The 22204-nt window shown below is 53.4% G+C and carries 30 protein-coding genes and 2 tRNA genes; 18 read left to right on the forward strand and 14 right to left on the reverse strand.

The annotated features are described in order from the left end of the window. The first annotated feature begins 25 nt into the window (after nt 1–25). From ACYOR7_RS02650 to ACYOR7_RS02695, 10 genes are all read left to right on the forward strand, one after another. Nucleotides 26–547, forward strand: a complete 522-nt coding sequence (locus ACYOR7_RS02650; protein WP_294804549.1) for an NADH-quinone oxidoreductase subunit B — start codon at nt 26–28, stop codon at nt 545–547. Between the two features lies 1 nt (nt 548). Then, the gene (locus tag ACYOR7_RS02655; protein ID WP_479913047.1) at nt 549–1223 is read left to right on the forward strand and encodes an NADH-quinone oxidoreductase subunit C; all 675 of its coding nucleotides are present in this window, start codon (nt 549–551) and stop codon (nt 1221–1223) included. 82 nt (nt 1224–1305) lie between these two features. Further along, complete coding sequence (locus ACYOR7_RS02660) at nt 1306–2385, forward strand: NADH-quinone oxidoreductase subunit D (RefSeq protein WP_366137380.1); 1080 nt, start codon at nt 1306–1308, stop codon at nt 2383–2385. Between the two features lie 3 nt (nt 2386–2388). After that, nucleotides 2389–3654, forward strand: coding sequence for a complex I subunit 1/NuoH family protein (locus ACYOR7_RS02665; protein WP_294804555.1), 1266 nt, complete (start codon nt 2389–2391; stop codon nt 3652–3654). After that, nucleotides 3651–4151 carry an NADH-quinone oxidoreductase subunit I gene (locus tag ACYOR7_RS02670; protein ID WP_294804557.1) on the forward strand — a complete coding sequence of 167 codons (501 nt, stop codon included), beginning with the start codon at nt 3651–3653 and terminating at the stop codon, nt 4149–4151. Before ACYOR7_RS02665 ends, ACYOR7_RS02670 begins: the two co-directional genes overlap by 4 nt. Continuing rightward, the gene (locus ACYOR7_RS02675; RefSeq protein ID WP_479913048.1) at nt 4144–4677 is read left to right on the forward strand and encodes an NADH-quinone oxidoreductase subunit J family protein; all 534 of its coding nucleotides are present in this window, start codon (nt 4144–4146) and stop codon (nt 4675–4677) included. The genes ACYOR7_RS02670 and ACYOR7_RS02675 overlap by 8 nt, the downstream gene beginning before the upstream one ends. Then, a complete protein-coding gene (gene nuoK / locus ACYOR7_RS02680) occupies nt 4661–4963 on the forward strand; it encodes an NADH-quinone oxidoreductase subunit NuoK (RefSeq protein ID WP_294804561.1) in 303 nt (100 codons plus the stop codon). The genes ACYOR7_RS02675 and nuoK overlap by 17 nt, the downstream gene beginning before the upstream one ends. A gap of 9 nt (nt 4964–4972) precedes the next feature. Beyond that, entirely contained in the window at nt 4973–6712 is a 1740-nt protein-coding gene (locus ACYOR7_RS02685) for a complex I subunit 4 family protein (RefSeq protein WP_479913049.1), read from the forward strand. A 2-nt stretch (nt 6713–6714) separates the two neighbouring features. After that, on the forward strand, nt 6715–8748 hold the full coding sequence (locus ACYOR7_RS02690; protein ID WP_479913050.1) for an NADH-quinone oxidoreductase subunit 5 family protein: 2034 nt from the start codon (nt 6715–6717) through the stop codon (nt 8746–8748). 21 nt (nt 8749–8769) lie between these two features. Then, nucleotides 8770–10284, forward strand: coding sequence for an NADH-quinone oxidoreductase subunit N (locus ACYOR7_RS02695; RefSeq protein WP_294804567.1), 1515 nt, complete (start codon nt 8770–8772; stop codon nt 10282–10284). 117 nt (nt 10285–10401) lie between these two features. On the opposite strand, the gene ACYOR7_RS02700 is transcribed toward ACYOR7_RS02695, so the two are convergent. The 3 genes from ACYOR7_RS02700 to ACYOR7_RS02710 all read right to left on the reverse strand — a co-directional run bounded on the left by ACYOR7_RS02700 (nt 10402) and on the right by ACYOR7_RS02710 (nt 12758). Then, nucleotides 10402–11307, reverse strand: a complete 906-nt coding sequence (locus ACYOR7_RS02700; protein ID WP_294804569.1) for a polyprenyl synthetase family protein — start codon at nt 11305–11307, stop codon at nt 10402–10404. 311 nt (nt 11308–11618) lie between these two features. Further along, nucleotides 11619–11993: a hypothetical protein gene (locus ACYOR7_RS02705; protein ID WP_294804571.1), complete on the reverse strand. Its 375-nt coding sequence runs from the start codon at nt 11991–11993 to the stop codon at nt 11619–11621. A 174-nt stretch (nt 11994–12167) separates the two neighbouring features. Next, nucleotides 12168–12758 carry a hypothetical protein gene (locus tag ACYOR7_RS02710; protein WP_479913051.1) on the reverse strand — a complete coding sequence of 197 codons (591 nt, stop codon included), beginning with the start codon at nt 12756–12758 and terminating at the stop codon, nt 12168–12170. 417 nt (nt 12759–13175) lie between these two features. On the opposite strand from ACYOR7_RS02710, the gene ACYOR7_RS02715 reads away from it, so the two are divergent. Beyond that, nucleotides 13176–13346: a DUF1059 domain-containing protein gene (locus ACYOR7_RS02715; RefSeq protein WP_479913052.1), complete on the forward strand. Its 171-nt coding sequence runs from the start codon at nt 13176–13178 to the stop codon at nt 13344–13346. A gap of 67 nt (nt 13347–13413) precedes the next feature. On the opposite strand, the gene ACYOR7_RS02720 is transcribed toward ACYOR7_RS02715, so the two are convergent. Then, the gene (locus tag ACYOR7_RS02720; RefSeq protein WP_294804574.1) at nt 13414–13578 is read right to left on the reverse strand and encodes a hypothetical protein; all 165 of its coding nucleotides are present in this window, start codon (nt 13576–13578) and stop codon (nt 13414–13416) included. Between the two features lie 451 nt (nt 13579–14029). Further along, nucleotides 14030–14145 (reverse strand) — tRNA-Glu (locus tag ACYOR7_RS02725). Nucleotides 14146–14203: 58 nt separating this feature from the next. Here ACYOR7_RS02725 and ACYOR7_RS02730 point away from each other — a divergent pair. From ACYOR7_RS02730 to ACYOR7_RS02745, 4 genes are all read left to right on the forward strand, one after another. Beyond that, nucleotides 14204–14899, forward strand: a complete 696-nt coding sequence (locus tag ACYOR7_RS02730) for an iron-containing redox enzyme family protein (protein WP_294804576.1) — start codon at nt 14204–14206, stop codon at nt 14897–14899. Between the two features lie 62 nt (nt 14900–14961). Further along, a tRNA-Ile gene (locus ACYOR7_RS02735) sits at nt 14962–15036 on the forward strand. Nucleotides 15037–15227: 191 nt separating this feature from the next. Beyond that, nucleotides 15228–15557, forward strand: coding sequence for a hypothetical protein (locus ACYOR7_RS02740; RefSeq protein ID WP_294804578.1), 330 nt, complete (start codon nt 15228–15230; stop codon nt 15555–15557). 439 nt (nt 15558–15996) lie between these two features. Next, on the forward strand, nt 15997–16176 hold the full coding sequence (locus ACYOR7_RS02745) for a hypothetical protein (protein ID WP_479913053.1): 180 nt from the start codon (nt 15997–15999) through the stop codon (nt 16174–16176). A gap of 39 nt (nt 16177–16215) precedes the next feature. Here ACYOR7_RS02745 and ACYOR7_RS02750 read toward each other — a convergent pair whose 3' ends face one another. The 4 genes from ACYOR7_RS02750 to ACYOR7_RS02765 all read right to left on the reverse strand — a co-directional run bounded on the left by ACYOR7_RS02750 (nt 16216) and on the right by ACYOR7_RS02765 (nt 18621). Beyond that, on the reverse strand, nt 16216–16389 hold the full coding sequence (locus tag ACYOR7_RS02750) for a hypothetical protein (RefSeq protein WP_294804580.1): 174 nt from the start codon (nt 16387–16389) through the stop codon (nt 16216–16218). 101 nt (nt 16390–16490) lie between these two features. Beyond that, nucleotides 16491–16799, reverse strand: coding sequence for a hypothetical protein (locus ACYOR7_RS02755; protein WP_294804582.1), 309 nt, complete (start codon nt 16797–16799; stop codon nt 16491–16493). Between the two features lie 223 nt (nt 16800–17022). Then, nucleotides 17023–18372 (reverse strand): Nramp family divalent metal transporter, encoded by a 1350-nt coding sequence (locus tag ACYOR7_RS02760; RefSeq protein WP_294804584.1) that lies wholly within the window; start codon nt 18370–18372, stop codon nt 17023–17025. A 111-nt stretch (nt 18373–18483) separates the two neighbouring features. Continuing rightward, nucleotides 18484–18621: a hypothetical protein gene (locus ACYOR7_RS02765; protein WP_294804585.1), complete on the reverse strand. Its 138-nt coding sequence runs from the start codon at nt 18619–18621 to the stop codon at nt 18484–18486. 112 nt (nt 18622–18733) lie between these two features. Here ACYOR7_RS02765 and ACYOR7_RS02770 point away from each other — a divergent pair, with 112 nt between their 5' ends. Both ACYOR7_RS02770 and ACYOR7_RS02775 read left to right on the forward strand, forming a co-directional pair. Continuing rightward, nucleotides 18734–18892 carry a hypothetical protein gene (locus tag ACYOR7_RS02770; protein ID WP_294804587.1) on the forward strand — a complete coding sequence of 53 codons (159 nt, stop codon included), beginning with the start codon at nt 18734–18736 and terminating at the stop codon, nt 18890–18892. Nucleotides 18893–18923: 31 nt separating this feature from the next. Further along, nucleotides 18924–19310 carry a hypothetical protein gene (locus ACYOR7_RS02775; protein WP_294804589.1) on the forward strand — a complete coding sequence of 129 codons (387 nt, stop codon included), beginning with the start codon at nt 18924–18926 and terminating at the stop codon, nt 19308–19310. A gap of 150 nt (nt 19311–19460) precedes the next feature. On the opposite strand, the gene ACYOR7_RS02780 is transcribed toward ACYOR7_RS02775, so the two are convergent. The 4 genes from ACYOR7_RS02780 to ACYOR7_RS02795 are packed head-to-tail and all read right to left on the reverse strand — an operon-like array spanning nt 19461 to nt 21200. Beyond that, nucleotides 19461–19961, reverse strand: coding sequence for an RDD family protein (locus tag ACYOR7_RS02780; protein WP_294804591.1), 501 nt, complete (start codon nt 19959–19961; stop codon nt 19461–19463). Nucleotides 19962–20016: 55 nt separating this feature from the next. Next, nucleotides 20017–20292 (reverse strand): CBS domain-containing protein, encoded by a 276-nt coding sequence (locus ACYOR7_RS02785; RefSeq protein ID WP_479913054.1) that lies wholly within the window; start codon nt 20290–20292, stop codon nt 20017–20019. A gap of 3 nt (nt 20293–20295) precedes the next feature. Then, on the reverse strand, nt 20296–20454 hold the full coding sequence (locus ACYOR7_RS02790; protein ID WP_479913055.1) for a DUF294 nucleotidyltransferase-like/CBS domain-containing protein: 159 nt from the start codon (nt 20452–20454) through the stop codon (nt 20296–20298). A 44-nt stretch (nt 20455–20498) separates the two neighbouring features. Beyond that, nucleotides 20499–21200 (reverse strand): adenylate/guanylate cyclase domain-containing protein, encoded by a 702-nt coding sequence (locus ACYOR7_RS02795; protein WP_479913056.1) that lies wholly within the window; start codon nt 21198–21200, stop codon nt 20499–20501. 107 nt (nt 21201–21307) lie between these two features. Between ACYOR7_RS02795 and ACYOR7_RS02800 the strand changes: the two genes are divergently transcribed. Further along, entirely contained in the window at nt 21308–21904 is a 597-nt protein-coding gene (locus ACYOR7_RS02800) for a hypothetical protein (RefSeq protein ID WP_294804597.1), read from the forward strand. Nucleotides 21905–21933: 29 nt separating this feature from the next. On the opposite strand, the gene ACYOR7_RS02805 is transcribed toward ACYOR7_RS02800, so the two are convergent. Beyond that, nucleotides 21934–22107: a hypothetical protein gene (locus tag ACYOR7_RS02805; protein WP_294804599.1), complete on the reverse strand. Its 174-nt coding sequence runs from the start codon at nt 22105–22107 to the stop codon at nt 21934–21936. Nucleotides 22108–22204 lie beyond the last annotated feature (97 nt).

Raw genomic sequence — 22204 nt, forward strand, 5'->3', positions numbered from 1 at the left:
TACAGGTGGAGGAAGATTTGCGTAAATGAACAAGGAACTGGTAACCCCAAGCCCGAACAACTTTAACGTGCTTGTGACCAAGCTGTCCGACGTCCTGGTCAGGGCGCTTGACAGGCCCCTTGGATACGCAATCAACTGGGGTAGGATCTGGTCCCTGTGGCCGGTGCACCTTGAAACGGCGTGTTGCAGTGTCGAGTTCGGAGCTGCCTCAAGCCCGAGATACGATGTCGAGAGGTTCGGCATCATCGAGGCGTTCGGCTCGCTGCGCATGTGCGATCTTATCGTGGTGCAGGGCACGGTGACGAGAAAGATGGCCCCGAGGCTGAGAATGGTCTACGACCAGATGCCAGAGCCCAAGTACGTAATAGCAATGGGCGCCTGCGCAATCACTGGCGGACTATACATCGACTCGTACAACGTCCTCCCAGGGTGCGACGGCATAATCCCAGTCGACGTCTATGTGCCGGGGTGCCCTCCGAGACCTGAGACCCTTATCCAGGGCTGTATGTTGCTCCAAGAAAAGATCAAGAGACAAAAGATCAAGTAACATGAGCGACAACGAAGAGCAGAAAAAACCAGCTCCGCCAGCCAAGCCAGCACCGGCAGCTGCAAAACCCGCTGATTCTACTGCTAATACTAAACCCGTGCCAAAGGCGGCGCCACCTGCGCCGGCCAAGGCAACGGCCCCGCCAGTACCCGCAGCTGCAAAACCGGCGACAGCTGCAGCTCCTCCGGCCAAAAAAGAGCCCGAGCCTCCAGCATTTGAAAAAGGTATCGCGCAGCAGCTCGTCACGCGCTTTGGCGACGCAGTCAAAATCCTTTACATTAGACCATTGCGCATCAAGGTCCAGATAGAGCCCGGCAACATTGTCGAAGTCGCGTCGTACATCCGCGACAACATGGGCTTTGACCACGCCGAGAGCGCTTCCGGCACCGATTATCCGAAGGACCAACAGATAGAGGTCGACTACCACCTCGGCTCGTACACGCGCGACGACCTTCTTGCCCACGTCCTTGTTCTCGCTACTCGAACTAACCGCGACGACGCTCACATCCCAAGCTTAATTAACGTCTTCAAGTCCGTGGAGTACCACGAGCGGGAGACGTTCGAGATGCTGGGCGTCTACTTTGACGGCCACCCGAGGAACGAGAGGTTCCTCCTGCCTGAGGACTGGGCCGACATCCCGCCGCTGCGCAAGGAATTCAGGATAAAGGGTAGATAAAATGGCAAGCCTTGAAGAAAAGATAGAGGAGACGAGGAAGCTGGGACTGCAGGTGGTCAAGGAGACCGAAGAAGACCGACTGATGACGCTTTCAATCGGCCCTCAGCACCCCGGCTCCGGCCACTTTCGTTTTGTGGTAAAGGTTGACGGCGACTATATCGTCTACTGCGACCCGGACCCCGGCTATGTCCACCGCGGAGAGGAAAAGATGTGCGAGTACCGCAACGTCATCCAGAACATCCCGCACCTTGAAAGACCCGTTATTCATGATTCGACCAACATCACCTACTCGTACAGCCTCGCAGTCGAGGAGCTGATGGGAATTGAGGTCCCGCGCAGGGGCCAATTCATCCGCGCCCTTGCGTCAGAGATGAACCGGCAAGTGTATACATTGTATTGGCTTGCAATCTATGGTATATTCCTCGGCCACTCGACCATGTTCATGTGGCCGGCAGGCGACCGCGAGCTTTTCATCGACCTGCTGGAGAGGCTGACGGGGGCCCGCGTGACTCATGCTTACAACATACCCGGAGGCGTGAGAAACGACATGCCTGACAATTTCAAGGAAAAGTGCCTTGAGCACATCAACTACTTTGAAAAGCGCCTGAAGGAATACGAGGACATCTTCTACAACATGCCCCTTTTCAGGCAGAGGACAGAAGGCGTCGGCGTGCTCTCAAAGGAAGACGCGATAAAGCTCGGGGTCACCGGCTCGGTGCTTCGGGCGTCAGGCGTTCCTTATGACATTCGCAAGGTAGAGCCCTATGACATTTACAACGAGATAGACTTTAAGGTGCAGTACATGAAGACGGGCGACTCATTTGCCCGCTCGTACGTGCCGTTCCTCGACATGAAAGAGTCGTGCAACATCATGAGACAGCTGCTCGACAAGATGCCGGCTTCCGGCGACGTGCGCACGAAACTCCAGCCAAACCCGAAAGGGCCGCCGGGTGAAGCCTACAGGCGCGTCGAGTCGGGAAGGGGAGCATTAGGCTATTACATTGTTAGCGATGGTACGCCCAAGCCTTACCGCGTAAAAATATCGGTGGGCTCGTTCCGCAACATGCTTGCACTGCCGTTCCTGCTAGTGGGCAACAAGCTAGCAGACATGCCATCGATATACTGGTCGCTGAACTACTGGCCCGTGGAGGCTGACAGATAAAAGATGTCGTACACCGAGTCGTTCCGCTTTGGCGAGTTCATCGGGAGCGTCCTGTGGCTGGTATTCTGGGTACTCATCATATTCTCGCTCGTGGGGCTCCCGCTCCTCTTCGTGGTACTATTCTACGTGCCCCTGCCGCCGGTCAACAACGCGCCTCTGACCCCGTACCTGTTCCTGACTATGGTCGTTGACCCGACGCGCACCATCCCGATAGTAAAGTACATGATCCACACGGACCTGTTCCGCGTGGCGGCGTTCCCAGGCTTTAGCTACGCGGCGCTCTTTGCTGCGGTGACCATCTTTGTGGAGCGCAAGTTCCTGGCAAAGATGCAGCTAAGGTACGGACCGCTCTACGTGGGCAAGATAGAGGGCATCCTGCAGTTGCTGGCCGACGGCCTAAAACTGATTTCAAAGGAGATCATTGTACCCTCCGGCGCCGACAAGCCGATATTCTGGGCCGCGCCAATAGCGTTTGTCTCGACTGCGGCGGCAGTCACCGCGCTCATCCCCGTGGCGCCCGGCTGGGTAGTGGCAAACATCGACGTGGGCCTGCTTGCAGTCTTTGCGATACTCGGGTTCTTCCCGCTCATAGCGCTTCTGTTCTCGTGGGCGTCAAACAGCAAGTACCCATTCATCGGCGGCCTGCGCGCGCTCCACCAGATAATCGCGTTTGAAATCCCGTTCATAATATCCGCGCTGTCGGTGGTCATACTGGCCGGCACGCTCAACCTGACAGGAATAGTCAACGCCCAGATCTCGTCGTACTGGTACGTCTTTTTCCTGCCCATAAGCGCATTCGTGTTCTACCTGTCGTCGCTGGCAGAGCTTGAGCGGATTCCCTTCGACCTGCCGGAGGCAGAGTCTGAAATCGTCGCAGGCTGGATCACAGAGACTTCGGGCATGATATACGGCCTCATCCAGCTAGGCTCGTACGTAAAGACGTACGCGCTGGCTGCGCTGTTTGTAGTATTGTTCCTTGGAGGATGGGCAGGCCCTGTGATATTCCCGCAAGAGATAATCCCAGGCTACACCGGCGACAAGATATACAACCCGCAGACGCTTTCGGCCATCGTCTGGTTCACGCTAAAGACCTTTGGCATGATAATGCTAATGCTGCTCCCTAGAGGCATCAGCCCCAGAATCAGGATAGACATCTTGCTTCACACCGGCTGGTACAAGCTGATCGTGCTTTCGTTCATCAACATGTTCGTCGCCCTTGCACTAATATATGGCGGCATACTTGGTCCGGGAGGGCTCCTGGTAAGATGAGTGGAACTGCATCCGGGTTTATCAAGGCAATCGAGTCTGGGTCCAAGCACCTTGTGATAAGGCGCTTTACGTTCCGCTATCCCGAGCAAAAGCTCCGCTTTGTGGGCGACGGCTACCAGTTTGATCCAAAGCGCGGCGTCGGCATTGCGGGATACAGAGGCCGGCACATCCTTCTCCATGACAAGTGCACCGGCTGCCAGCTGTGCGCCATTGCGTGCGAGGGCATCGCCGAGGCAATCGGCATGGTCAAGGTTGACGAGAACTGGAAACAAAACAAGAAGTCCATCATGCCGCAGATTGACTATGGCAAGTGCGTGTTCTGCGGGCTATGCGTCGACGCGTGCCCGTTTTACGCTCTATTCATGACAAACGACTACGAGCTTTCCGGCTTTACCAAAGAGCATTTGATATACACGCCGCAGCAGCTTGAAGTCAAGCCGAAATACCAAGGCGACGTCGAGATTAGGATAACCGACAGGGGTGCCTCGCATGGTTGACCCTGTATTCGTAGGAGTGGCGGTGCTCACCGTCGGCTCTGCCATAATCGCGCTAGAGACTCGCGAGCTCATCTATGGCGCAATCGGCCTTGCGATTTCCATGCTCGGCATCGCCGGCTTTTTCCTGCTGTTGGACGCGCCGTTCGTGGCCATGTTCCAGATCGCCGTATATGTCGGCGCTGTCGCGGTGCTCTTGATATTCACAGTCATGCTCGTCAGGACGCAGGCGTTGTTTACCACAAAGGAGGACAAGGGGCGAAAGGCAGGCGGCATTGTGCTGATGCTGTTCATAATGGCCGGCCTTGGCACGCTGCTCTTGGTCTCCGGCCTGAACAGCACCAACAGCTTTACCGCGCCAGCGGTCGACTTTGTACAGATTGGCGAGCAGATGCTTACGTACTATTCGCCGGTCCTAATAGTCCTCGGGCTCGTGCTTGCAGGTTCTGTAATAGCGGCGCTTGCGCTTGCGCGCAGAGAAGACCTGGAAAAGAAAGAAGAGGAGCAACAAAATGAGCGAATTGATTGATTTCCTGATAGTGTCCGTCGCGCTCGTGGCCGTGGGCATATACGGCATCGTGGTCAAGCGCAACGCGATAAGGATGCTGATTTCGATAGAGATAATCGCCAATGCGGCAAACCTTGTGCTGGTCGCGTTTTCAAGGTCGACGGGCAACGTCCAGGGGCAGGTCTTTGCGTTGTTTTCAATCGCAATCGCGGCGGCCGAAGTCGCAATCGGTCTTGGCCTTGTGATTGTCGCGTACCGCCTCTACAAGGAAATAGACGTCGCAGAATTCAGGAGTATGCGAGGATAGAGAAGGGGCATGGCAGAGTCATATTTCCTGTTGGCAGCGACCTTCATACCCCTCCTACTGGCGCCAGTCGCGTACGTCATCGGCAGGCGCGCGGGGTCCACGGCCGTCACGTGGTTCTCGTTTGGCGCGCTTGCAGTGTCTACTGGCCTGCTCTTCATACCGACGATGCTCTTGCACGGCGGCATGACCTCGTATTCTGAGACGTACAAGTGGGGGCAGTTTGGCGACTTTGGCCTAAAGCTTGATGGGCTTGCGTTGCCGTTTGCGCTGATAATCTATGTGCTGTGCACCGTTCTTGCGCTCTATTCAAAGCCGTACATGATCCACAAGATAATGGAAGACATGCCCGGCCACGGCAAGACGGAAGGCTCCTCTTCCTCTTCTTCTCCTTCGTCACACGAAAGCCACGGCCACAGCGGGACACTCGCACTCCTCAGCCCGGAGCAAAAGCATTACGTGAACAGCCAGATGGGCCTCTACTTTGGGCTCTATCTCGCATTCTCCATGGGGATGCTCGGCACGGTCCTTGCGACCAACGTGATAGAGTTCTATGTGTTCTTTGAACTGATGCTCGTCCCGTCGTTCTTCTTGGTCGCCTTTTACGGCTATGGCGCAAGGCGCAGAATAGCCCTGATGTTCTTCTTCTGGACCCACGTGGGTGCAGTGGTCCTGCTGTTGAGTCTGCTTGCGATGGGCTTTTTCGCAGGCGGATACGACTATGCCACGATAAAGGCAAACGCCGTGCACATTCCGCAGCAATGGCTTGCGCTAATCGTGTTTGGGCTCGTGGCCGGTCTTGGTGTAAAGCTAGCCGCGTTCCTGCTCCACATCTGGCTCCCGTATGCCCACGCCGAAGCGCCCACTCCAGTGTCCGCGCTGCTTTCGCCGGCGATGATCGGCATAGGAGCCTACGGCCTTCTCAGGCTGTGGTTGGAGCTGCTCACCGGCAGTTACGAGCAATACAGCCTCTACATCAACATGTGGGGCCTTGCCACCATGATATACGGAGGCGCCATGGCGCTGATGCAGGACGACATCAAGAAGGTTCTCGCTTATTCGTCGATCAGCCAGATGGGCTACATACTGTTCGGCCTCGGATCAGAGAGCATACTGGGCATCTCTGGCGCGACCATGCTCTATGTGACACACGGCCTCGGCAAAGCCGTGCTCTTCATGATGGCCGGCTCTATCATCCTGCAGACGGGAACCAGGAGCATGTCAAAGCTCGGCGGCCTTGCAGGCAAGATGCCGTACACGGCAGTCATTGCGTTCATTGGCGCGCTCACAATCATGGGCGTCCCGCCGACAAGCGGCTTTATGGCCGAGTGGACCATGTTCAACGGCGCGCTGCAGACTGCGGCCCACAACGGCGACTGGTTCCGCGCGGCGATGTTTGGCTTTGGCATCATGGCGACGATACTGACCTCTGCATACATCCTGTGGATGCTAAAGCGCGTCTTCTTTGGCAAGATACCGGAGGAGTTGGCGCACGTCAAGGAGGCAAGCCCATACATTACAGTCACGATGCTGGTCTTTGCAGCACTTTCGCTCACGATAGGCATACTGCCTGACCTGTTCCTCAACCCGATAACCGGCTATGTGCAGGGCATGTTTGCCGGACACGAAAATGTGCTCCCGTTGCCCCAGCATGCCGCCATTGCACCGGTCTCACTAGGGCACGAGGCTGACGGCGTCTCTGTGCATGAAGGAGTCTCTGCGCAGGTTAGTAGTAATGGAGGCGGGACCTGATAATGGTGGAAACGTTTGCTGATTCAATCAACGTCTGGCTGATCTGGATGCTCCCGTTTGCAGGAGCTGCCATCATCCCTGCAATCGCCAAGGGGAGCAAAAATGCCCGCAACTATATCGCCGTCGGGTTCGCGCTTGCAAGCGCGATATCCGCCGCGACCCTGATACCTGTAGCGCTTGCCGGCCATGAAGTGCACAGCCAGGTCACCTGGATCTCGGCACTCGGCCTGAAGGCAGGCGTCCTTGCTGATCCGCTTGCCATAGTCATGACCAACATCGTGGCATGGATAGCGTTTCTGATATTCGTGTATTCACTGGGCTACATGCACGGCGACAAGGACCTCACCAGGTACTGGTTCTTTATGCTGTTCTTCATAGGCTCGATGCAGCTTATTGTGATATCTGACAACCTGCTCATGGTCTTCTTTGGTTGGGAGGGAGTCGGCCTTGCGTCGTACGCGCTCATCGGGTTCTGGTACCACGACAGAAAGAAGGACTATGTCGGAAAGGAAGGTCACCTGGCGGGAGGAATCCCGATGTGGACCGCACCCACGCACGCCGGCATGAAGGCGTTCCTCATGACCAAGGCCGGAGACGTGATGATGCTTGCTGGCATGTTCCTGATATTTGCCTACGCCGGCACGTTCGGGTTCAAAGAGCTCGTCGCCGACCAGTCGTGGGCTGCGACCATGTCGCAGCAGAACCTGCTCGTTCCTGCCGCCGTGCTCTTGTTCGGAGGCGCGGTGGGCAAGTCTGCGCAATTCCCGCTCAACGAGTGGCTGCTTGAGGCCATGACAGGCCCGACTTCCGTCTCTGCGCTCATCCACGCCGCGACCATGGTCAAGGCCGGTGTGTTCTTGGTCGCAAGAATCGGGCCGCTGTTCTTTGCGCTCTCTGCGCTACACACAAGCCAGTTCTTTGAAGTGGTCGCGTGGACCGGCGCCATCACGGCGTTCCTGCTTGCCACTCAGGCATTGGTCAGCCCCGAGATCAAGAAGGTGCTTGCATATTCGACCGGCTCTCAGATAGGCTACATGATGATGGCCCTTGGCATCGCCGGCATCTCGCTTAATTTCACGGACGGCTACACTGCAGGGTTCTTCCACCTGATGAGCCACGCCATGTTCAAGGCGTCGCTCTTTATGGGGGCAGGCGCGCTCTTGCACAGCGTCGGGTCGCGTTTTATGACCGACATGGGCGGCCTGCGAAAGGACATGAGGAAAACCTACATCTTTATGATGCTTGCTGCACTTTCGCTAGCCGGAGCCCCACTGTTTACGTCCGGCTTTTGGAGCAAGGACGCGATATTTGCAGCCATACTGGAATCAGGATATGCATATTCATGGCCGCTCTTTGCAATGGCGGTAATAGTCGCCGTCATGACTGCCTTCTATACCATGAGGATGATAGGCATGTCGTTCTTTGGCAACAAGAGCAAGCACCTCGAAGAGATGGAACACAAGGGCCACCACGTGCACGAAGTGGGACCTGTGATGTGGGTGCCCTTCGCGATACTTGCCGTTGCGACTATAGCGGTCGGTGTAATTGGCTTTGTGTTTGAAGGCCAGTTGCACGAGCTATTCAGCGAGTACCTGAAGGACTCGTTTGGAATCGCGACTGCACCCGAGGCGGCCGGCAGAACGTTCCTCAACCTCAACCCGACGGCGGCAATCGCGTCGGTTGGCGCGTTTGCGGTGGGCGGAGGGCTTGGGTTCCTGTTCTACATCGCAAGAAAGGCCGACCCGGAGGCAATCGGTCGCAACATCGTGACAAGGGGCATCTGGAAGTTCCTCTACAACAGGTGGTACCTCAACACCGCGCTGTACTGGGGAGGAGTCATCGGGCCGCTTGCAATATACCGCTTTATCTGGCGCTACTTTGAAAGCACTGTGATAGACGGCATCAACCCTGCGTTCCAAGGCGCGATGGCCGGCATGTCCAAAGTCGTCAAGAGCGGCCAGACGGGCATCACGCAGACGTACCTGTTCGTGTTCGCAGTGGGCATCATGATAGTAGTGATGCTACTGCTGATGTAAAAAAAAGGAGATGGAGAAAAAATGGTAGACCTGACTTCGACACCAATATTGGTGACGGTAATACTGGGCGTGGTAGGCTTGGCCATACCCGCAATCGACGCCGGAAGGCGCGAAAAGGGGCTGGACCGGAACAAGGTTTACAGCGCAATCGCGTTTGGCGCTCTTGCCGTCGCCATGGGCATCGTGATATTCCGAGTATTTTCCGGCGAAGTGCTCCCCGCGGTGGCGTTCGGGCAGGGCGTGCTCACGGACGACATGTTCGGCTCGTTCTTTGCAGTCGCGCTGCTCCTTGTGTCGCTCATGATGACGGCGTCGTCGTGGAACTATTGGAAGGGCAGGTCAAACCCGGCGGCGTACTATTCGCTCATACTGCTTTCAAGCATAGGCATGGTGCTAATCGCCTACTCGACGGACCTGGTGATGCTGCTGGTCGCATGGGAACTGATGTCATTGCCGACGTACGCCCTTGCAGGCTTCCAGAAACGCGACCCAGTGTCAAACGAGGCAGCGATAAAATACTTTATGTTCGGCGCCCTGTCGTCGGCCCTCATCGTCTTTGCAATCGGCCTCGTCTACGGCATGACCGGGACTACGAACATTGGCGACTCTGTCAAGGCTCTGACCCACCTCGACCCGTCGATGCTGCCCGTCGGCCTGCTTGCAATTGCGCTCTTTATCGCCGGCTTTGGGTTCAAGATGGGCCTCGTGCCGTTCCACATGTGGCTTCCAGACGCATACGAGGGCTCACCTTCCACCATCGGCGGCCTGCTAGCGGCAGGAACCAAGAAGGCAGGCTTTGCAGCCGCGCTCCGCGTGGTCGTCCTCGGCATGTTTGCGCTCAACGCCGACTGGACGCTCACCCTTGCGATACTCGCAGTCTTTACCATGACTATTGGGAACCTCGGCGCCATAATGCAGAGAAGCGTGCCGAGGATGCTTGCCTATTCGTCAATAGCCCAGGCTGGCTACATCATGATAGGCATAGCCCTTGCGCCGTACTCTGATCAGGCACTTTCCGGCTCGCTCTTCCACATCATCAACCACGCTGTCATGAAATCTGCAGGTTTCGTTGCAGTCGCTGCAGTAGCGGTGACGCTTGCCAGCTACAGCCTCGAAAAGTACCGCGGCCTTGGGAGGCGTATGCCAATCACCGCTGCGACGCTTTCAATAGCGCTTCTGGCTCTTGCCGGCGTCCCACCCCTCAACGGGTTCTGGAGCAAGCTGGTGCTCTTTGGCGCGGCGATAAACTCGGGCTCATCAGTCGAATGGGGCCCGTGGCTTGCAATCGCAGGCGTCCTCAACAGCGCGCTCTCGCTCGGCTATTATGCCTGGATAATGAGAAAGATGTACATGGAGGAGGCGCCGGACATGAAGCGGGTAAAGGAGCCAAGGGCCATGATAGCCGTCCTCGTGTTCGCCGTGGTGTTCATGGTAGGCTTTGGCATCTGGCACGCGCCCCTGCTTGACTTTGCGTCAAAGGCGGTGCCCGACCTCAGCTTTATTTCTGGCGGCCACCCCGGCCCGCTGCTGCATTGATGCAGAGAACAGAGAAAAAACCGTTGTACAGGCGCCCAAAAGAACTTTTTTGCGATTGCAGGGCTTTTGGCGCAGAGCCGTGAGAGAGAAAAAAACTGTGTGTATATGTGTACCTGGCTAGATCTGCACCGACGCCAAATCTGTCATCAGTTCCAAGTGCCTGATGACTTCATTGTTTGCCGGCGCCACCTTTAGCAGCTCGTCCTTGGCCTTTGCGGCATATGATTGATACAATTTCTCCATCCTGTCGATAAAGTCCTTGGACCTGTCGTTCTGCTTGACAAGCATGTTGAAAAGCTTGTCCTCGTCGTTCCAGTCGATGAGGTCGTCGTGGATCTGGTACGCTATCCCGAGCAGGTGGCCAAATGTCGTCATGGCATGTATCTGCTCCTCGGTCCCCTCGCCCAGTATCGCGCCTATCTTGGCCGACGTCTCGAACAGCGACGCCGTCTTGTAATCAAGGACTTTGATGTAATCGTCCTCGGTTATCGCCGGCGCCTTGTTAAGCCTTATCTCCATCATCTCGCCCTCGCTCATGCGTGTAGCGGCGTTTGAAAGCTCGTTGAGCACACGGGGATTCTTTAGTTTGGAGCCGATGGAAAGTATCACTCCGAGTACGAAGTCCGCGGTAAGGATGCTACTGTTGTAGCCGTATTTCACGTGGAACGACGGCTTGCCCCTGCGGGTGTGCTCCTCGTCGATGATGTCGTCGTGGATTATCGACTCGGTGTGCAAGAGCTCTATGGCAGAAGCGGCAAGGTACGCGTCGCCGTTTGCCTTGTTGCACTTTATGGCCTCTGCCGACAGGACGAGGATGAGCGGCCTGATGCGCTTGCCACCGTCGCAGGCGTAGCGCAAGGGCGCGTGGAATTCTGACCATGAATAAGAATCGAGCTCGTGCTTGAGCGCGTCTTCAATTCGCACGAGGTAGTCGCCACAAAGGTCTGTCAGTGGGTTGGCCTCTATGTTTCTCCTGCCCAAGAACCAGCTCTTTCCCTGAGGGTGTTTCGATTTGTTGACCATATTAATTTACTGCTCTCCACAAATATGCTGGTAAAAGGCGCTACGCCAGGATAACCAAGTAGAGTCTGCCTAAAAAGCGCGAACGGGCAAGGAATACTGACCACAAATAATGGTGGACCTTCAGCGTACACCTATCCTGCCCTGTATGCTGCAATAGCAGGCATATTGGAGCGGCCCTCGTCTACGTGTTGTTAATGGGTTCAAAGATCCGCGGTTGGCTGCATAGGCCGTCGGCGCGCACACACGCGCCCAGCCTGATGCTGCTGCAAGCATTTCTTGAACACTGAAAAGGCGTTCCCTTGGCAAAAGGGCTATCGCCTACCTTGCGCGCCGCCAGGCTCTTGGTTTTCATTGTCTTTTCTTTTGTTGCTGCTGCTGATTGCGTCCCTGAGCGCTTTGTCCAGTTCCAGTATCCTGTTCAGAGTCGTCTCATGCCTCTGGTCGATTTTCTCTATCTTTTTCAAGAGCCTGTCATGGCTTTCTTCAAGCTCCTTGACCCTGTTCAATACAAGGTCCTGCACGTCCGAAGTCTTTTTCTGCCTGTTGTAAATCCACCAGCTGATGATGGCTCCTATCGCCACCCCGGCTATGATTCCAAGATACGTGCTGGAGGCGTTTGTCATGTCTTCGCAGTTCTTTGTAATCTCTGGTATGCAGCCCCATATGGACAGGATGGCTGAGAACATGTGCATAGTGATATTCTCCTGTGGATATAACGATTGTAACTGGCAGGTTCTTGAAAAGCAAATCTGCGCCTGATAGTCCTAACATCTTGCAAGCATGTGTGTCCCTTATCTTGGAAAGTCCGGGACAAAAAAAGGAGGAGGGAGTGATAACTCTCTATTTTTGGTTATCACTTTTTAATAGCCGCCGTCATCATCATTATCGTCTTCGTCATCGCTGTCGTCGTGTTTGTCGCCATTGTAGTAGTAATGATCGCCATTGTCAGAGTCGCCGTCGCCATTGCCATCAGTGTCGCACCATTCGTCGCCATCGTGCCTTTCCATGGTATTCCTCTTTTCAAACTCGTACGAGTCTTTGTGCTCGCCCTTGTACTTTTCATAGTCGCTAGAGTCCTTTGAGCTGCTGCCACTTCCATAGTCGTACGATGACTTGTCTTTGCCGTCATCGTTGTTATTGCTGTCGTCTTTGCTGTAGTCTTTATCATCATCGCCATTCTTGCCGTTTTTGTCATCATTGGAATAGTCATACTCATAGGACTTGCCTTCTCCACCGCCCTTCTCAGATTCTTTAGAATCCTGCGACTTCTTTAGCTTGTACTCGTAGTCGTAGCTTTTTTCGGTTTCTTTCCAGTACCCGCAGTTTTTGTACGAGTACTCGCTGCCTTTGGAGGCATGCGTTGCTGTTGGTGCCATTGCCATTGCTGCGATTGCGACGCCAAGGACCGACAGGAAGAGCAACGTCGCTTTGTTCCTGATCTGGGTTGACATCAATGTACTCTCTCAAATCACATGTTCTTAAATATCTGAGCAATAAGCGCACATAAATCGATTATTTTGAAATCCTAACGTAGTATCATCGTGTACATGCAGGTGATTCACGCCATTCTTTGAGAATTTTCTGTGAAGAGCTTTTGAACGTTTTCATCTATTGGCAACCGTGGGCTCTGCGAAGCGAAAGACCAACTCTACTATTTCACGCAATGCCTTCAAACAATAATCTTCCCTGTGTGCTTTCATTCCCGCAGGAATGTTTTCGCTGAGGGTGCGTCTGGACAAATGGACGCGATAAATGATGGTAAGGCTTGGTATCTTGTACAAGAAACGACATCCAAGGGCTTGTCATATAGTCCACGAAGGTAAGATTTCTAGTTCGCGCTTAAAGCGGACGCATGGCATCCTATAATCATGGAAATGAAATGTAAGGACGTAGGATACAACTGTGACTATGTGGTAAGAGGTAATACAGAACAGGAAATAATGCAAAACGCCGCGGCACACGCGCAAAGGGACCATAACATGAAGCCTGAAGACATTACAGAAGAGCTGAAGAACAAGATCCGCGCGAACATCCATTAAGACACGTCTTCTATAAGGGCCAATTGGCCCCAATTTCTTTCACATTTTGACACGACTACTGCTACTATTATTCTTCATCGCCTACAATAACCACGTCTTTGATGAACTGCAACAATTCGCCGTGATCTTCCAGCCTGTAATAATTTTTCAAATTAACCATAGTGTCGTCGTCGACTGTGAGGTAAGTCGCTTTCCTGTCGTTCAGCTTTTCAAATTCGTTTGTTCTTTTCATATGTAATTCCGGTTTTTATCGTAAAAATGACTTTCCCAAAAAGTGGCGCGGCTACTGTCTTGTGCGCTGGAAATAAAGGCTATTTTACGCGGGTCAGAGTCGCTATCGTAGGGATAGACAGTTAACCCTAGTTGCCCCGCCGCAATCCATTATTATGATCTCTGGGTAGAAACTAGTTACCGGTGGGTATGAGAGTCAACCGGTTGGTCCGTCCCCGTCTTGTGGCTGTGTACTGGGGGCGTGGGCGGACTTTTGTACGACCACGCAACGGCTTTTTGTGGGAAATGACAGCTGGAACGAATTTTCAGCTCCTTGACCTAGGAAAGGAAGGATCGAGCTTGTCTTGATTCAAAATATATGCCAAGAACCGTAACACCCGCGAATTTTGCAAGAGATGAAAGCGCTTTTATAGTGTGTATGCCGGCGCTAGCCGGCGCATTTGGTAAGAAAGTGCTCCGGCCGGGATTTGAACCCGGGATCTGCGACTCGAAAGGCCACAATGCTTGACCGGACTGTGCGACCTCTTGCCGGGCATAGCCGGCAGGATAGCCACTACACCACCGGAGCACTTGAGCACAATCGATGGGAGATTCACATAAAATCCTTGCTGTCATAAGGTTTTTCTATGGCTTTTGAAGTGAAGTACCTCATGGAAAATTACGACCTTGTAGAGAGGATCGACTCGGAAATAGAGAAGCGCAGCCTTTTGAAGCACCCGTTCTACCAAATGTGGTCGGAGGGCAGGCTGACAGTCGACCACCTGCAGGGTTATTCCAGGGAATACTTTCAACTTGTAAAGGCAGTGCCGGCGTTCGTGCAAAACATAGCCTCTGCTGCCACCGCCGACCCAGCAAAGGTCCCAGAGATTGAGGGGAACCTGAAGGAAGAGTCGGAGCACGTCGAGCCGTGGGCAAGGTTTGCCGGCGCGATGGGCGTTTCGCAGCCAGAGCTTGCCGGATATTTGGGCGCGGCAAAGACGAACGAGGCGGTGGCCAAGATGATATCACTCACTTCGCTGTCTTTTGAGGAGGCAGTCGCGGCGATGTACGCGTTTGAGGCAGAGCTTCCAAAGATAAGCAGGAGCAAGATAGACGGCCTTGTGAAATTCTACAACATGACGGGCAACAAGGATGCCCTCAACTATTTCGAGATACATGAAGAAGCTGACGTGAGGCACGCGCAGGTGTGGCGCGACATCCTGTCTGCGATTCCCGCTGAAAGGCGTGAAAAGGCGTTTGCGGCAGCAGTAGAGTCGCTAAAGGCGCAGAACCTGCTCCTTGACTCGGTGCAGGAAAAGTACGTCGGCGGCATGTACTGCTGACGACGACGCCTCCAAACCTTTATACATACTCGTCAGATTTTTGATTCTGCACAGACGTACGCGGGCCCATAGCTCAGCCTGGTTAGAGCGACCGGCTCATAACCGGTCGGCCAAGGGTTCGAATCCCTTTGGGCCCACCTTAAATTTGCATGTTAAACGGACCCGGACCGTATGTACGTATGTATTGTTGTTGTCTGGGCTATGACCGGGCAGAGATGGCGACTGTTTAGGCATCTAGCATTGGGTATCGGAATCTATTTTCCTGCACGACATTGCCTCTGTCTCGCTTCAGCGTATCTCATTAATATGATAGAGACGGAATGTACTCATGACAGATATAACCAACTTTGTGGATTGGAACGAGCTAAAAGGCAAGGAGGCTCGCGGTGTTAGCAAGAATATTGACCTTGGAGAAGTCCAGGAAATAGGCAGGCATTACATTCTAACCCAGAAAGGGCATGTGGAATTGGAAAAATTCTATATTCCCAAATACCTGGCAGAAAGGTACGACGGACACACTCTGTACTTTAATGTCACAGAAGGCCAAAAAAATGACTTCAAGCGTGAAGCCGCACCCACGTACGAAGAATACGCCCGCTACAGAGTAGCTGGCCTGCCAGAAGACATTGAAACACGCATACGCATAGCAGAAGCCTGAGACAGGTTTTTCCTCTCTCGCTTCTAGGTTCTTGGCTGCTGCACAGACTGCTGGCATGAAAAAACTGTCAAAGTAGAACATGCCAAACAAAGCCAATGAGACGCTCAAGTCAGAATATGAAGAAAAGACAATCCCCGCGCCCGATAATGGCACAGCGCGAGCGCGGGAAGTGTAATGAACACACACATCGGTCTTGGCTTGTGACTCGGGTGATCAGGGAAGCAGATTTTGTCTATTCCTTGGGGGATTGTCTCCCCATTATCAGACGACCTTGCTTAGCCTGACCCCGTCGTTATTGATACTATAAGCTCTGTACTATATCAGAAAATAGAACATCTTTAGAGAATTAAATGAGTATTTACGTCACTAAACCGATAGCCTAAAGAAGGACAGAGTTAAGAACATTATAGAGCCAAATAATTGTGGTGATTAACAACAAATGTCCACCTGCGAAAAATGCGCCTGCAAGACTGCTACGAACTTGATGGAGTACGAGAGCGGCGGCAAGAGGGCATTTCAGTACAACGGCAAGCTGTTTTGCCAAGAATGCTATATCGAAATACTGCGAACCAACGAGCCAAGGCAGGCGGATATGTTGGTATTACAAATGTCCAGCTAAAGAATCAAAATCTCCGCACTTGACGTGTCAAAAACCAGCTTATGGCTCGTTTGCATGTCTGTAGATTCCCTGTTCTTTGAGGATGGCGATGACGACCGGGATCTCTATGTCAAGCTGCATCGCAATAAACTCTTCAGGAATCCCAGAAACATACAGGTTTTTCACTATTTCCTTCTTTTCTGAAGAAACGCGCTTTATGATGTCTGCAGCCATCTCTACCCCACCAGCAATCAATATGCCATTACGCGCTATTAAGCGCAATCCTGCTCTAAAGCTGCTGCTTGAAAAAAGAAAAAGGAAGGGGAGGGGAGAAGTTAGTAAGGTGTCTCTGAGGGACTTGCTGGCTTGTAGTCGTCGCACTTGTAGAATTCGCCGTTGTAGAAGTAGTACCAGGAGTCGTCGTGGTGGGTCTCGCATTTGTATTCCTTGCCAGAATCGTCCTTGTACGACTTGCTGTCTTTGTCCCAGTGGTGTTTTTCAAAGTGCTTGTCGTTCCATTTGGGCTGGCTTCCGTCGTTCTGCGCAAAGGCGGCTATGGGCAAGACGGCGTACGACACAAGTGCCGCTCCTGTCACCAGCAGGGACAGCATCACTACTGTTCTGTTACCTGTTAGACTTGACATCACTGTAATCTTGTGGAGCTAATTTTAAAGTCTTGAGAATAAATGCTAGATAACGTGATTATTTTGAAATTACAACGTAAGATCGTCTTATTCTTTTGCAATTAAACATGAAAATGACATAGATTCTCTTCCTTATTGGTATTTCGGTAATCCCCGTCGTTAATATCAGCAATATATGTCGCAGTATTCTGGCAACGCGTAATGTGGTGCCCCTTTTTCTGCGCTACTTCGCCCACGCTGCAAACATGACGCAGACGGATGCGGCCATTATGGCAAACGTCAGCCACCCAAGAATATTGGAGGTCCTTCCGTTTACCTTGTTCCCAAGAATCTTTTTGTCGTTGGCTATCTTGAGCAGGACAAACAGGATGGGCACGGAAACGGTGGCGTTTATAACCGCAGAATAAACCAGCGCCTGGACCGGATCGACGTTCAGAAAGTTAATCGACAGCCCTATGATGACGGACGCGGCGATTACCGTGTAAAATGACTTGGCCTGACCAAACTTTTTGTCCAGCCCCTGCTTCCACCCAAAAACGTCGGCCAGCGCGTACCCGCTTGCCCCTGCCAGGACGGGGATTGACAAGAGCCCTGTCCCGATGACTCCTAGCGCAAATATGCTTTTTGAAACGGTGCCAGAGTACGGAAACGAGTTTACCAAAGGCTCTAGGGCCTTTGCGGCCTGTTCAACTGTCGTAATGTCTGTTATCCCGTTGGCGTGCAGGCTGCCTGCCGTGGTGACTACGATTGACCACATTATCAATTGCGAAAAGCCCATGCCTATCAGCACGTCGGCTTTCATGATCCTGATTTCTTTTCTGGATATTCTGGGCTTTTCCGGGCCGTCGATCTCTTTTTTCTTTCCCTTGTCGACATCCTCCTCCGCTTCCTCCGACGCCTGCCAGAAGAACAGGTACGGCGATATCGTCGTGCCGAAAATGGCCACAAACAGCATCGCAAACTCGGCGTTGAATTCCACGTGTGGCACCACGCTTGCGACCAAGATCTCGTCCCACTTGCCTCCAACTATGGCCGCCGTGATGACGTACGCAAACAAGAACAGCGTCAGGTACTTTAGCACCCTGACGTACTTTCTGTACGGGATTGCTATCAACGCCAGAATCACCAGCGCAGCAAAGGCGACGCTTGCGGCGGTATACGGAACTTGCGGAAATATCAGGCGCACAGACGCCGCCATTGCAGCGATGTCCGCGCCTATGTTGATGGCGTTTGCCGCAAGAAGCAGCACCGAAATCGGCAGGATGACCTTTTTGGAGTACTTGCTGGCCATGACCGCCGCAAGCCCGTTTCCAGTAACGAGGCCGATTCTGGCGCACATCTCTTGTATCGCAGACATTAGCGGGTACTGAAAGACGGCCATCCAGAGAAAGCCCGCGCCGAACTTGGCCCCTGCCTGCGAATAGGTCGCGATTCCAGAAGGGTCATCGTCAGAGGCCCCTGTTATTACGCCCGGGCCGATTATCTTGGCAAGGGACTTGGCTTTGCTTTCCGGTTTTTCGGCCTTCTTGCCATCAATCGTGCTTGCGTCTTTTTCCTCTTTGGGATCGCTCAATTTGCAGCAACTGCTATGTCAGTCAATGTTCGTTCATGATTCATATCAATTATGGAAGAAGAAACAGAGATGTAGCACGCGTACATCTGCGTGTGTATATGCCGTACGTGTCTAGGCTTTTTTTTGCGCCCGTCTGGACTTTTTCCAGTCGTCAACGACCCATTTTGTGACCACGACAAGGCCAACGAGTGGAAATGCTGCAATGAACGCGTACTGGAATATCACTACGAACGGCGAAGCCTCAAACATATGTATGTGTACGCCTGCACTTTTGTACAAGCCGCAATAAAAAGGTGCTACAGCGTCTTCTCTCTCTTTTTCTTTAAGGCATATATTGGCTTGCTGCAAGCCATGATTCTACATGAGCGACAAGCAGGCTTTTGCGCTTTCAATGGACGAGTGGCAGGTGGTGCTCGATGCGCTGAGCAACACAATCTTTAACGAAGACCTCACCGAAGACGCCCGGAAAAAGGCCAAGGACCTGTTTGTCAAGCTGCAGAAGGATCTGCCAAGAAAGTAATAAGTACCCCTCTGCATTTTGACATACTCTGTTGGACAGCTCCAATCTTGAAAAGGTCGTCCTGGATCTGCAAAAGAGGGTGACGAGCCTAGAGCAGGCGGTATACGGCAGCGGCTCAAAGCCGGCAGGGCGCGGCCTAGAACAGCGCATCGTGGAAAAAGTCGACGACATTGGCACGCAGGACCTTATTCTGGTCGCGCTGATGTTGGCGCCAAAGCAGAGCAAGACCCAGATCCGCCAGGTGCTGAGCGACTGGGGCAAGGCTTTTGGAAGCTGGTTCGAAGGTGGCAACTTTTCTGGCAGGCTCGTCAAGGCCGGCCTGGTGAAAAAGGACGGCGCAAGCGACACAGGCGAGGACCTGTTTTCACTCACGAAAAAAGGCGAGATGGAAGCAGACAGTCTGGTCTCAAAACTCTAGTAACAAACTTGTACTGCAACGTTGGGCAAGGTCGTTTCTGAAGCAAGACAAGCCTGTCCTTTATCCACCTGTGAGTTTTCACTGGTTGTAGTTGCAGTACTCCTCGCGTTTACGGCTCTGATGCGCGCCGACCAGACGGTCTGCTACTGGTCAGTCTTTTCTATAGCTTACACCTGGTTGCGCCGTGGCCGCCTCCTTTACCACGAGCGTGTCGCTTGCCCTGTTGAACAGGCGCTGCCTCTTGTCGTTTGTGAATATCCAGCCAAGGACGACGTCTATGGGAAGCAGAAACGCCTTGCCAAAGCTCTGTATCGCAGCGCTTTTCATGTCGACCGGCCTGCCTGCGAGGTCGACGGTCCTTATCTTTAGCACCATCTTGCCTATCGATTGACCCTTGGTCGATTCAAAGAACGTCCAGTACGCAAAGAACACTGCGCTCGTGATGACGTACTTTAGCGGGCTGTCGCCCCAGAACCTGTCTGCGTTAAAGTCGCCAAACCAGAACGTAAATGCCGCCGCTACAAACACTACCCCAAGCGCCACCTGCACTATGATAAAGTCTATCAGCCACGCGAAAAAGCGGTCACTCCATTTTGCGAGGACAAGCTCCGGCCGGGCGTCGCTTGACGACACCGGGTTTTCTGAACCCATGCGTAATATTCGCTGGTCGCCTTTATAACATTAAACCTGTCCTTGAGACAGACCTTTACAGCTCTAGCACCTGCCTGAGCGGGCGATACCTGCTCTGGTCGTCGGCCAGTATCTTGGCCAGCTTTTTTGCAATGTCCGCGGCAGAAATCATGCCTGCAAGCGATCCGTCGTCCTCCGTCAACGGCAGCCTCTTTATCCTGTTTCTGGACATGAGGCCGACGGCCGTGTCGACCGAGTCGTACGCCTTGACCGTCACAAGCGGCGTTGACATTATCTCCTCCGCCTTCACTTCAGCTGGCTTGGTGTTTCTTGCCGCGACTTTTTTGAGCAAGTCTCACTCGGTGATTATGCCTGCCGGCCTGCCGGCTTTGAAGGTGATTATTGCGCCCGTCCTGCCTCTGACCATTGCAGATGCGACGTCGAGCGCGGAAGTGCCGGGACTCAGGTCGATGCTGGCGACGCCTCTTGACATTATCTCGCTTACTGCGCTCATGGCAGTATATTCTTTGCACGGCGTCGCTAATATGCACACACATACTAGGAAGAATGGTAGTATAGTCTGTAGCGCCCGCTTGTCTTTTCGTCGGTGTACGACCAGTCTAGGTCGTGGATTTCCTGCATCTCCTTTTTCCCCGTGTCGCCGAGGTTGTCGTACGCCTTCATGCCAACCATTACGCTTCCAGATGGGGCGAATGCGAGCATCTTTGCCGCCATGCTGATGTTTGAGCCAATGATGTCGATATGCGAGTTTTCAATGCTCTTTCCGTACAGCACAACCAAGACCTCGCCATAGTCCATCGACACCTTTACTCCAAGCTCTGGCAGGTCGTGCGACTTTAGCGCGGGGTTGATGCCGCCGCTGATGGCCTCAAGCATTGTCCGCCCACATTCAAGGGCATTCTTGCATGCCTGCTCGACGTCGTGCACTGCCGGGAAAAGGGCAATGACTGCATCGCCCACGTATTTCAGCACGTACCCGCCATAGTTTGACACAAGGAGGCTCATCTCCTGCGAGAACAGCTGCAGTATGAGTGCAAGCTGGGTCGAGGGCACGCTCTGGGTAAGTCTGGTCGAGCCGTCGATGTCGACGTAAAGGACGACGACATTCGTCTTCTGGTTTGCGTGCCGGCGCAGGTAGCGCTTGCACAGTGCAGTAGACAGGTCTATCTGCACGCCCTTTTCTATGGTGCGCTCGGCCCTTGCCTGTATCTGCTTGAGGTCGATGGTGGGTGAGAGCAAGGCGCTTGATCCTACCGTCCCCTTTCTAGGGTAAAAAGATTTGCCCGAACGCTCATGAACCCATGTTACATAAGATATATCTGCAAGCAGCATAGGGCGTACACGCAATGGCAAGCGCCAAACAACAGGCAGCAATACTCGGCCTGAGCGCAATCCTTGTGGTGGGAGTGGTGTTTTCAGCTTTCCTGTCCGGCAGCACTGCGCAGGCTCAGAGCGACAAATCTCAAGGTGAGAAAATGAAAATGTCTGACCGCATTATGGCGGCGATGAAGGACGGTAAAAAGATAGTCGCAAGCGGCGTGATTTCGACGATGCAGACCGGGACAGACGGCGCACACTGGCTGGTCTACGGCCCGTGGAGGATGATAGTCACCCAGCCAAACAGCGGAGGCGAGGGCTCGAACCCGAACGTGGCGTTCAACGCGTCGGTGAGGATGGTCATGACGGACGGCAGCGCGATGCACAAGCACATGATAAGCAATTTCAAGGTGGGCAATTGGACTTCAGACGACTCGTCGATAACCCTTCAGGGCAAGGCCACGATAACCACGAAAGACGGGCCGGTGGAAGTGCCACTCACTATAAAGATACTGCAAAAGCAGGTTATAGTGATAACCCTCGACACGAGCGTCCTGAACCACTTTGGGGAGACTCCGCTCTACGGTCTGGTCGGCATGGTAAGGACGCCAGCGGAAGGTAACTGATCTAACCTACACTCCTCTTTCTTTTCTTCTTATTTTTTCTTGTCTTGCCGCGCCTTTTCGTGGCCTTTCTGCGCAGCTTCTTTGGCGCCGTCGTACGCTCTCGTGCTCACCTCCGCGCCTTTCTCAATTCCCTTCTTGCCAAGCTCCGCGCCTTTTTCAACGCTCTGCTCTGCAGCGTCCTTTAGTTTTTTGAGAAGCCCCATATGCAGGCCGTTCTACGAACCTTCTATATTAAATTGACCGAAGTTGGTTCTATAGTGTGTGTGCCAACATGCCGTAAATTGCTCTAAGGATTATCCA

The sequence above is a fragment of the Candidatus Nitrososphaera sp. 86-2 genome (assembly GCF_056726185.1).

What these genes read in the sequence shown, in the direction of transcription:
- ACYOR7_RS02650 (WP_294804549.1), top strand. Translation starts at nt 26, where the DNA reads ATGAACAAGGAACTGGTAACCCCAAGCCCGAACAACTTTAACGTGCTT.
- ACYOR7_RS02655 (WP_479913047.1), top strand. Translation starts at nt 549, where the DNA reads ATGAGCGACAACGAAGAGCAGAAAAAACCAGCTCCGCCAGCCAAGCCA.
- ACYOR7_RS02660 (WP_366137380.1), top strand. Translation starts at nt 1,306, where the DNA reads ATGACGCTTTCAATCGGCCCTCAGCACCCCGGCTCCGGCCACTTTCGT.
- ACYOR7_RS02665 (WP_294804555.1), top strand. Translation starts at nt 2,389, where the DNA reads ATGTCGTACACCGAGTCGTTCCGCTTTGGCGAGTTCATCGGGAGCGTC.
- ACYOR7_RS02670 (WP_294804557.1), top strand. Translation starts at nt 3,651, where the DNA reads ATGAGTGGAACTGCATCCGGGTTTATCAAGGCAATCGAGTCTGGGTCC.
- ACYOR7_RS02675 (WP_479913048.1), top strand. Translation starts at nt 4,144, where the DNA reads ATGGTTGACCCTGTATTCGTAGGAGTGGCGGTGCTCACCGTCGGCTCT.
- nuoK (WP_294804561.1), top strand. Translation starts at nt 4,661, where the DNA reads ATGAGCGAATTGATTGATTTCCTGATAGTGTCCGTCGCGCTCGTGGCC.
- ACYOR7_RS02685 (WP_479913049.1), top strand. Translation starts at nt 4,973, where the DNA reads ATGGCAGAGTCATATTTCCTGTTGGCAGCGACCTTCATACCCCTCCTA.
- ACYOR7_RS02690 (WP_479913050.1), top strand. Translation starts at nt 6,715, where the DNA reads ATGGTGGAAACGTTTGCTGATTCAATCAACGTCTGGCTGATCTGGATG.
- ACYOR7_RS02695 (WP_294804567.1), top strand. Translation starts at nt 8,770, where the DNA reads ATGGTAGACCTGACTTCGACACCAATATTGGTGACGGTAATACTGGGC.
- ACYOR7_RS02700 (WP_294804569.1), bottom strand. Translation starts at nt 11,307, where the DNA reads ATGGTCAACAAATCGAAACACCCTCAGGGAAAGAGCTGGTTCTTGGGC.
- ACYOR7_RS02705 (WP_294804571.1), bottom strand. Translation starts at nt 11,993, where the DNA reads ATGTTCTCAGCCATCCTGTCCATATGGGGCTGCATACCAGAGATTACA.
- ACYOR7_RS02710 (WP_479913051.1), bottom strand. Translation starts at nt 12,758, where the DNA reads ATGTCAACCCAGATCAGGAACAAAGCGACGTTGCTCTTCCTGTCGGTC.
- ACYOR7_RS02715 (WP_479913052.1), top strand. Translation starts at nt 13,176, where the DNA reads ATGGAAATGAAATGTAAGGACGTAGGATACAACTGTGACTATGTGGTA.
- ACYOR7_RS02720 (WP_294804574.1), bottom strand. Translation starts at nt 13,578, where the DNA reads ATGAAAAGAACAAACGAATTTGAAAAGCTGAACGACAGGAAAGCGACT.
- ACYOR7_RS02730 (WP_294804576.1), top strand. Translation starts at nt 14,204, where the DNA reads ATGGCTTTTGAAGTGAAGTACCTCATGGAAAATTACGACCTTGTAGAG.
- ACYOR7_RS02740 (WP_294804578.1), top strand. Translation starts at nt 15,228, where the DNA reads ATGACAGATATAACCAACTTTGTGGATTGGAACGAGCTAAAAGGCAAG.
- ACYOR7_RS02745 (WP_479913053.1), top strand. Translation starts at nt 15,997, where the DNA reads ATGTCCACCTGCGAAAAATGCGCCTGCAAGACTGCTACGAACTTGATG.
- ACYOR7_RS02750 (WP_294804580.1), bottom strand. Translation starts at nt 16,389, where the DNA reads ATGGCTGCAGACATCATAAAGCGCGTTTCTTCAGAAAAGAAGGAAATA.
- ACYOR7_RS02755 (WP_294804582.1), bottom strand. Translation starts at nt 16,799, where the DNA reads ATGTCAAGTCTAACAGGTAACAGAACAGTAGTGATGCTGTCCCTGCTG.
- ACYOR7_RS02765 (WP_294804585.1), bottom strand. Translation starts at nt 18,621, where the DNA reads ATGTTTGAGGCTTCGCCGTTCGTAGTGATATTCCAGTACGCGTTCATT.
- ACYOR7_RS02770 (WP_294804587.1), top strand. Translation starts at nt 18,734, where the DNA reads ATGAGCGACAAGCAGGCTTTTGCGCTTTCAATGGACGAGTGGCAGGTG.
- ACYOR7_RS02780 (WP_294804591.1), bottom strand. Translation starts at nt 19,961, where the DNA reads ATGGGTTCAGAAAACCCGGTGTCGTCAAGCGACGCCCGGCCGGAGCTT.
- ACYOR7_RS02790 (WP_479913055.1), bottom strand. Translation starts at nt 20,454, where the DNA reads ATGAGCGCAGTAAGCGAGATAATGTCAAGAGGCGTCGCCAGCATCGAC.
- ACYOR7_RS02800 (WP_294804597.1), top strand. Translation starts at nt 21,308, where the DNA reads ATGGCAAGCGCCAAACAACAGGCAGCAATACTCGGCCTGAGCGCAATC.
- ACYOR7_RS02805 (WP_294804599.1), bottom strand. Translation starts at nt 22,107, where the DNA reads ATGGGGCTTCTCAAAAAACTAAAGGACGCTGCAGAGCAGAGCGTTGAA.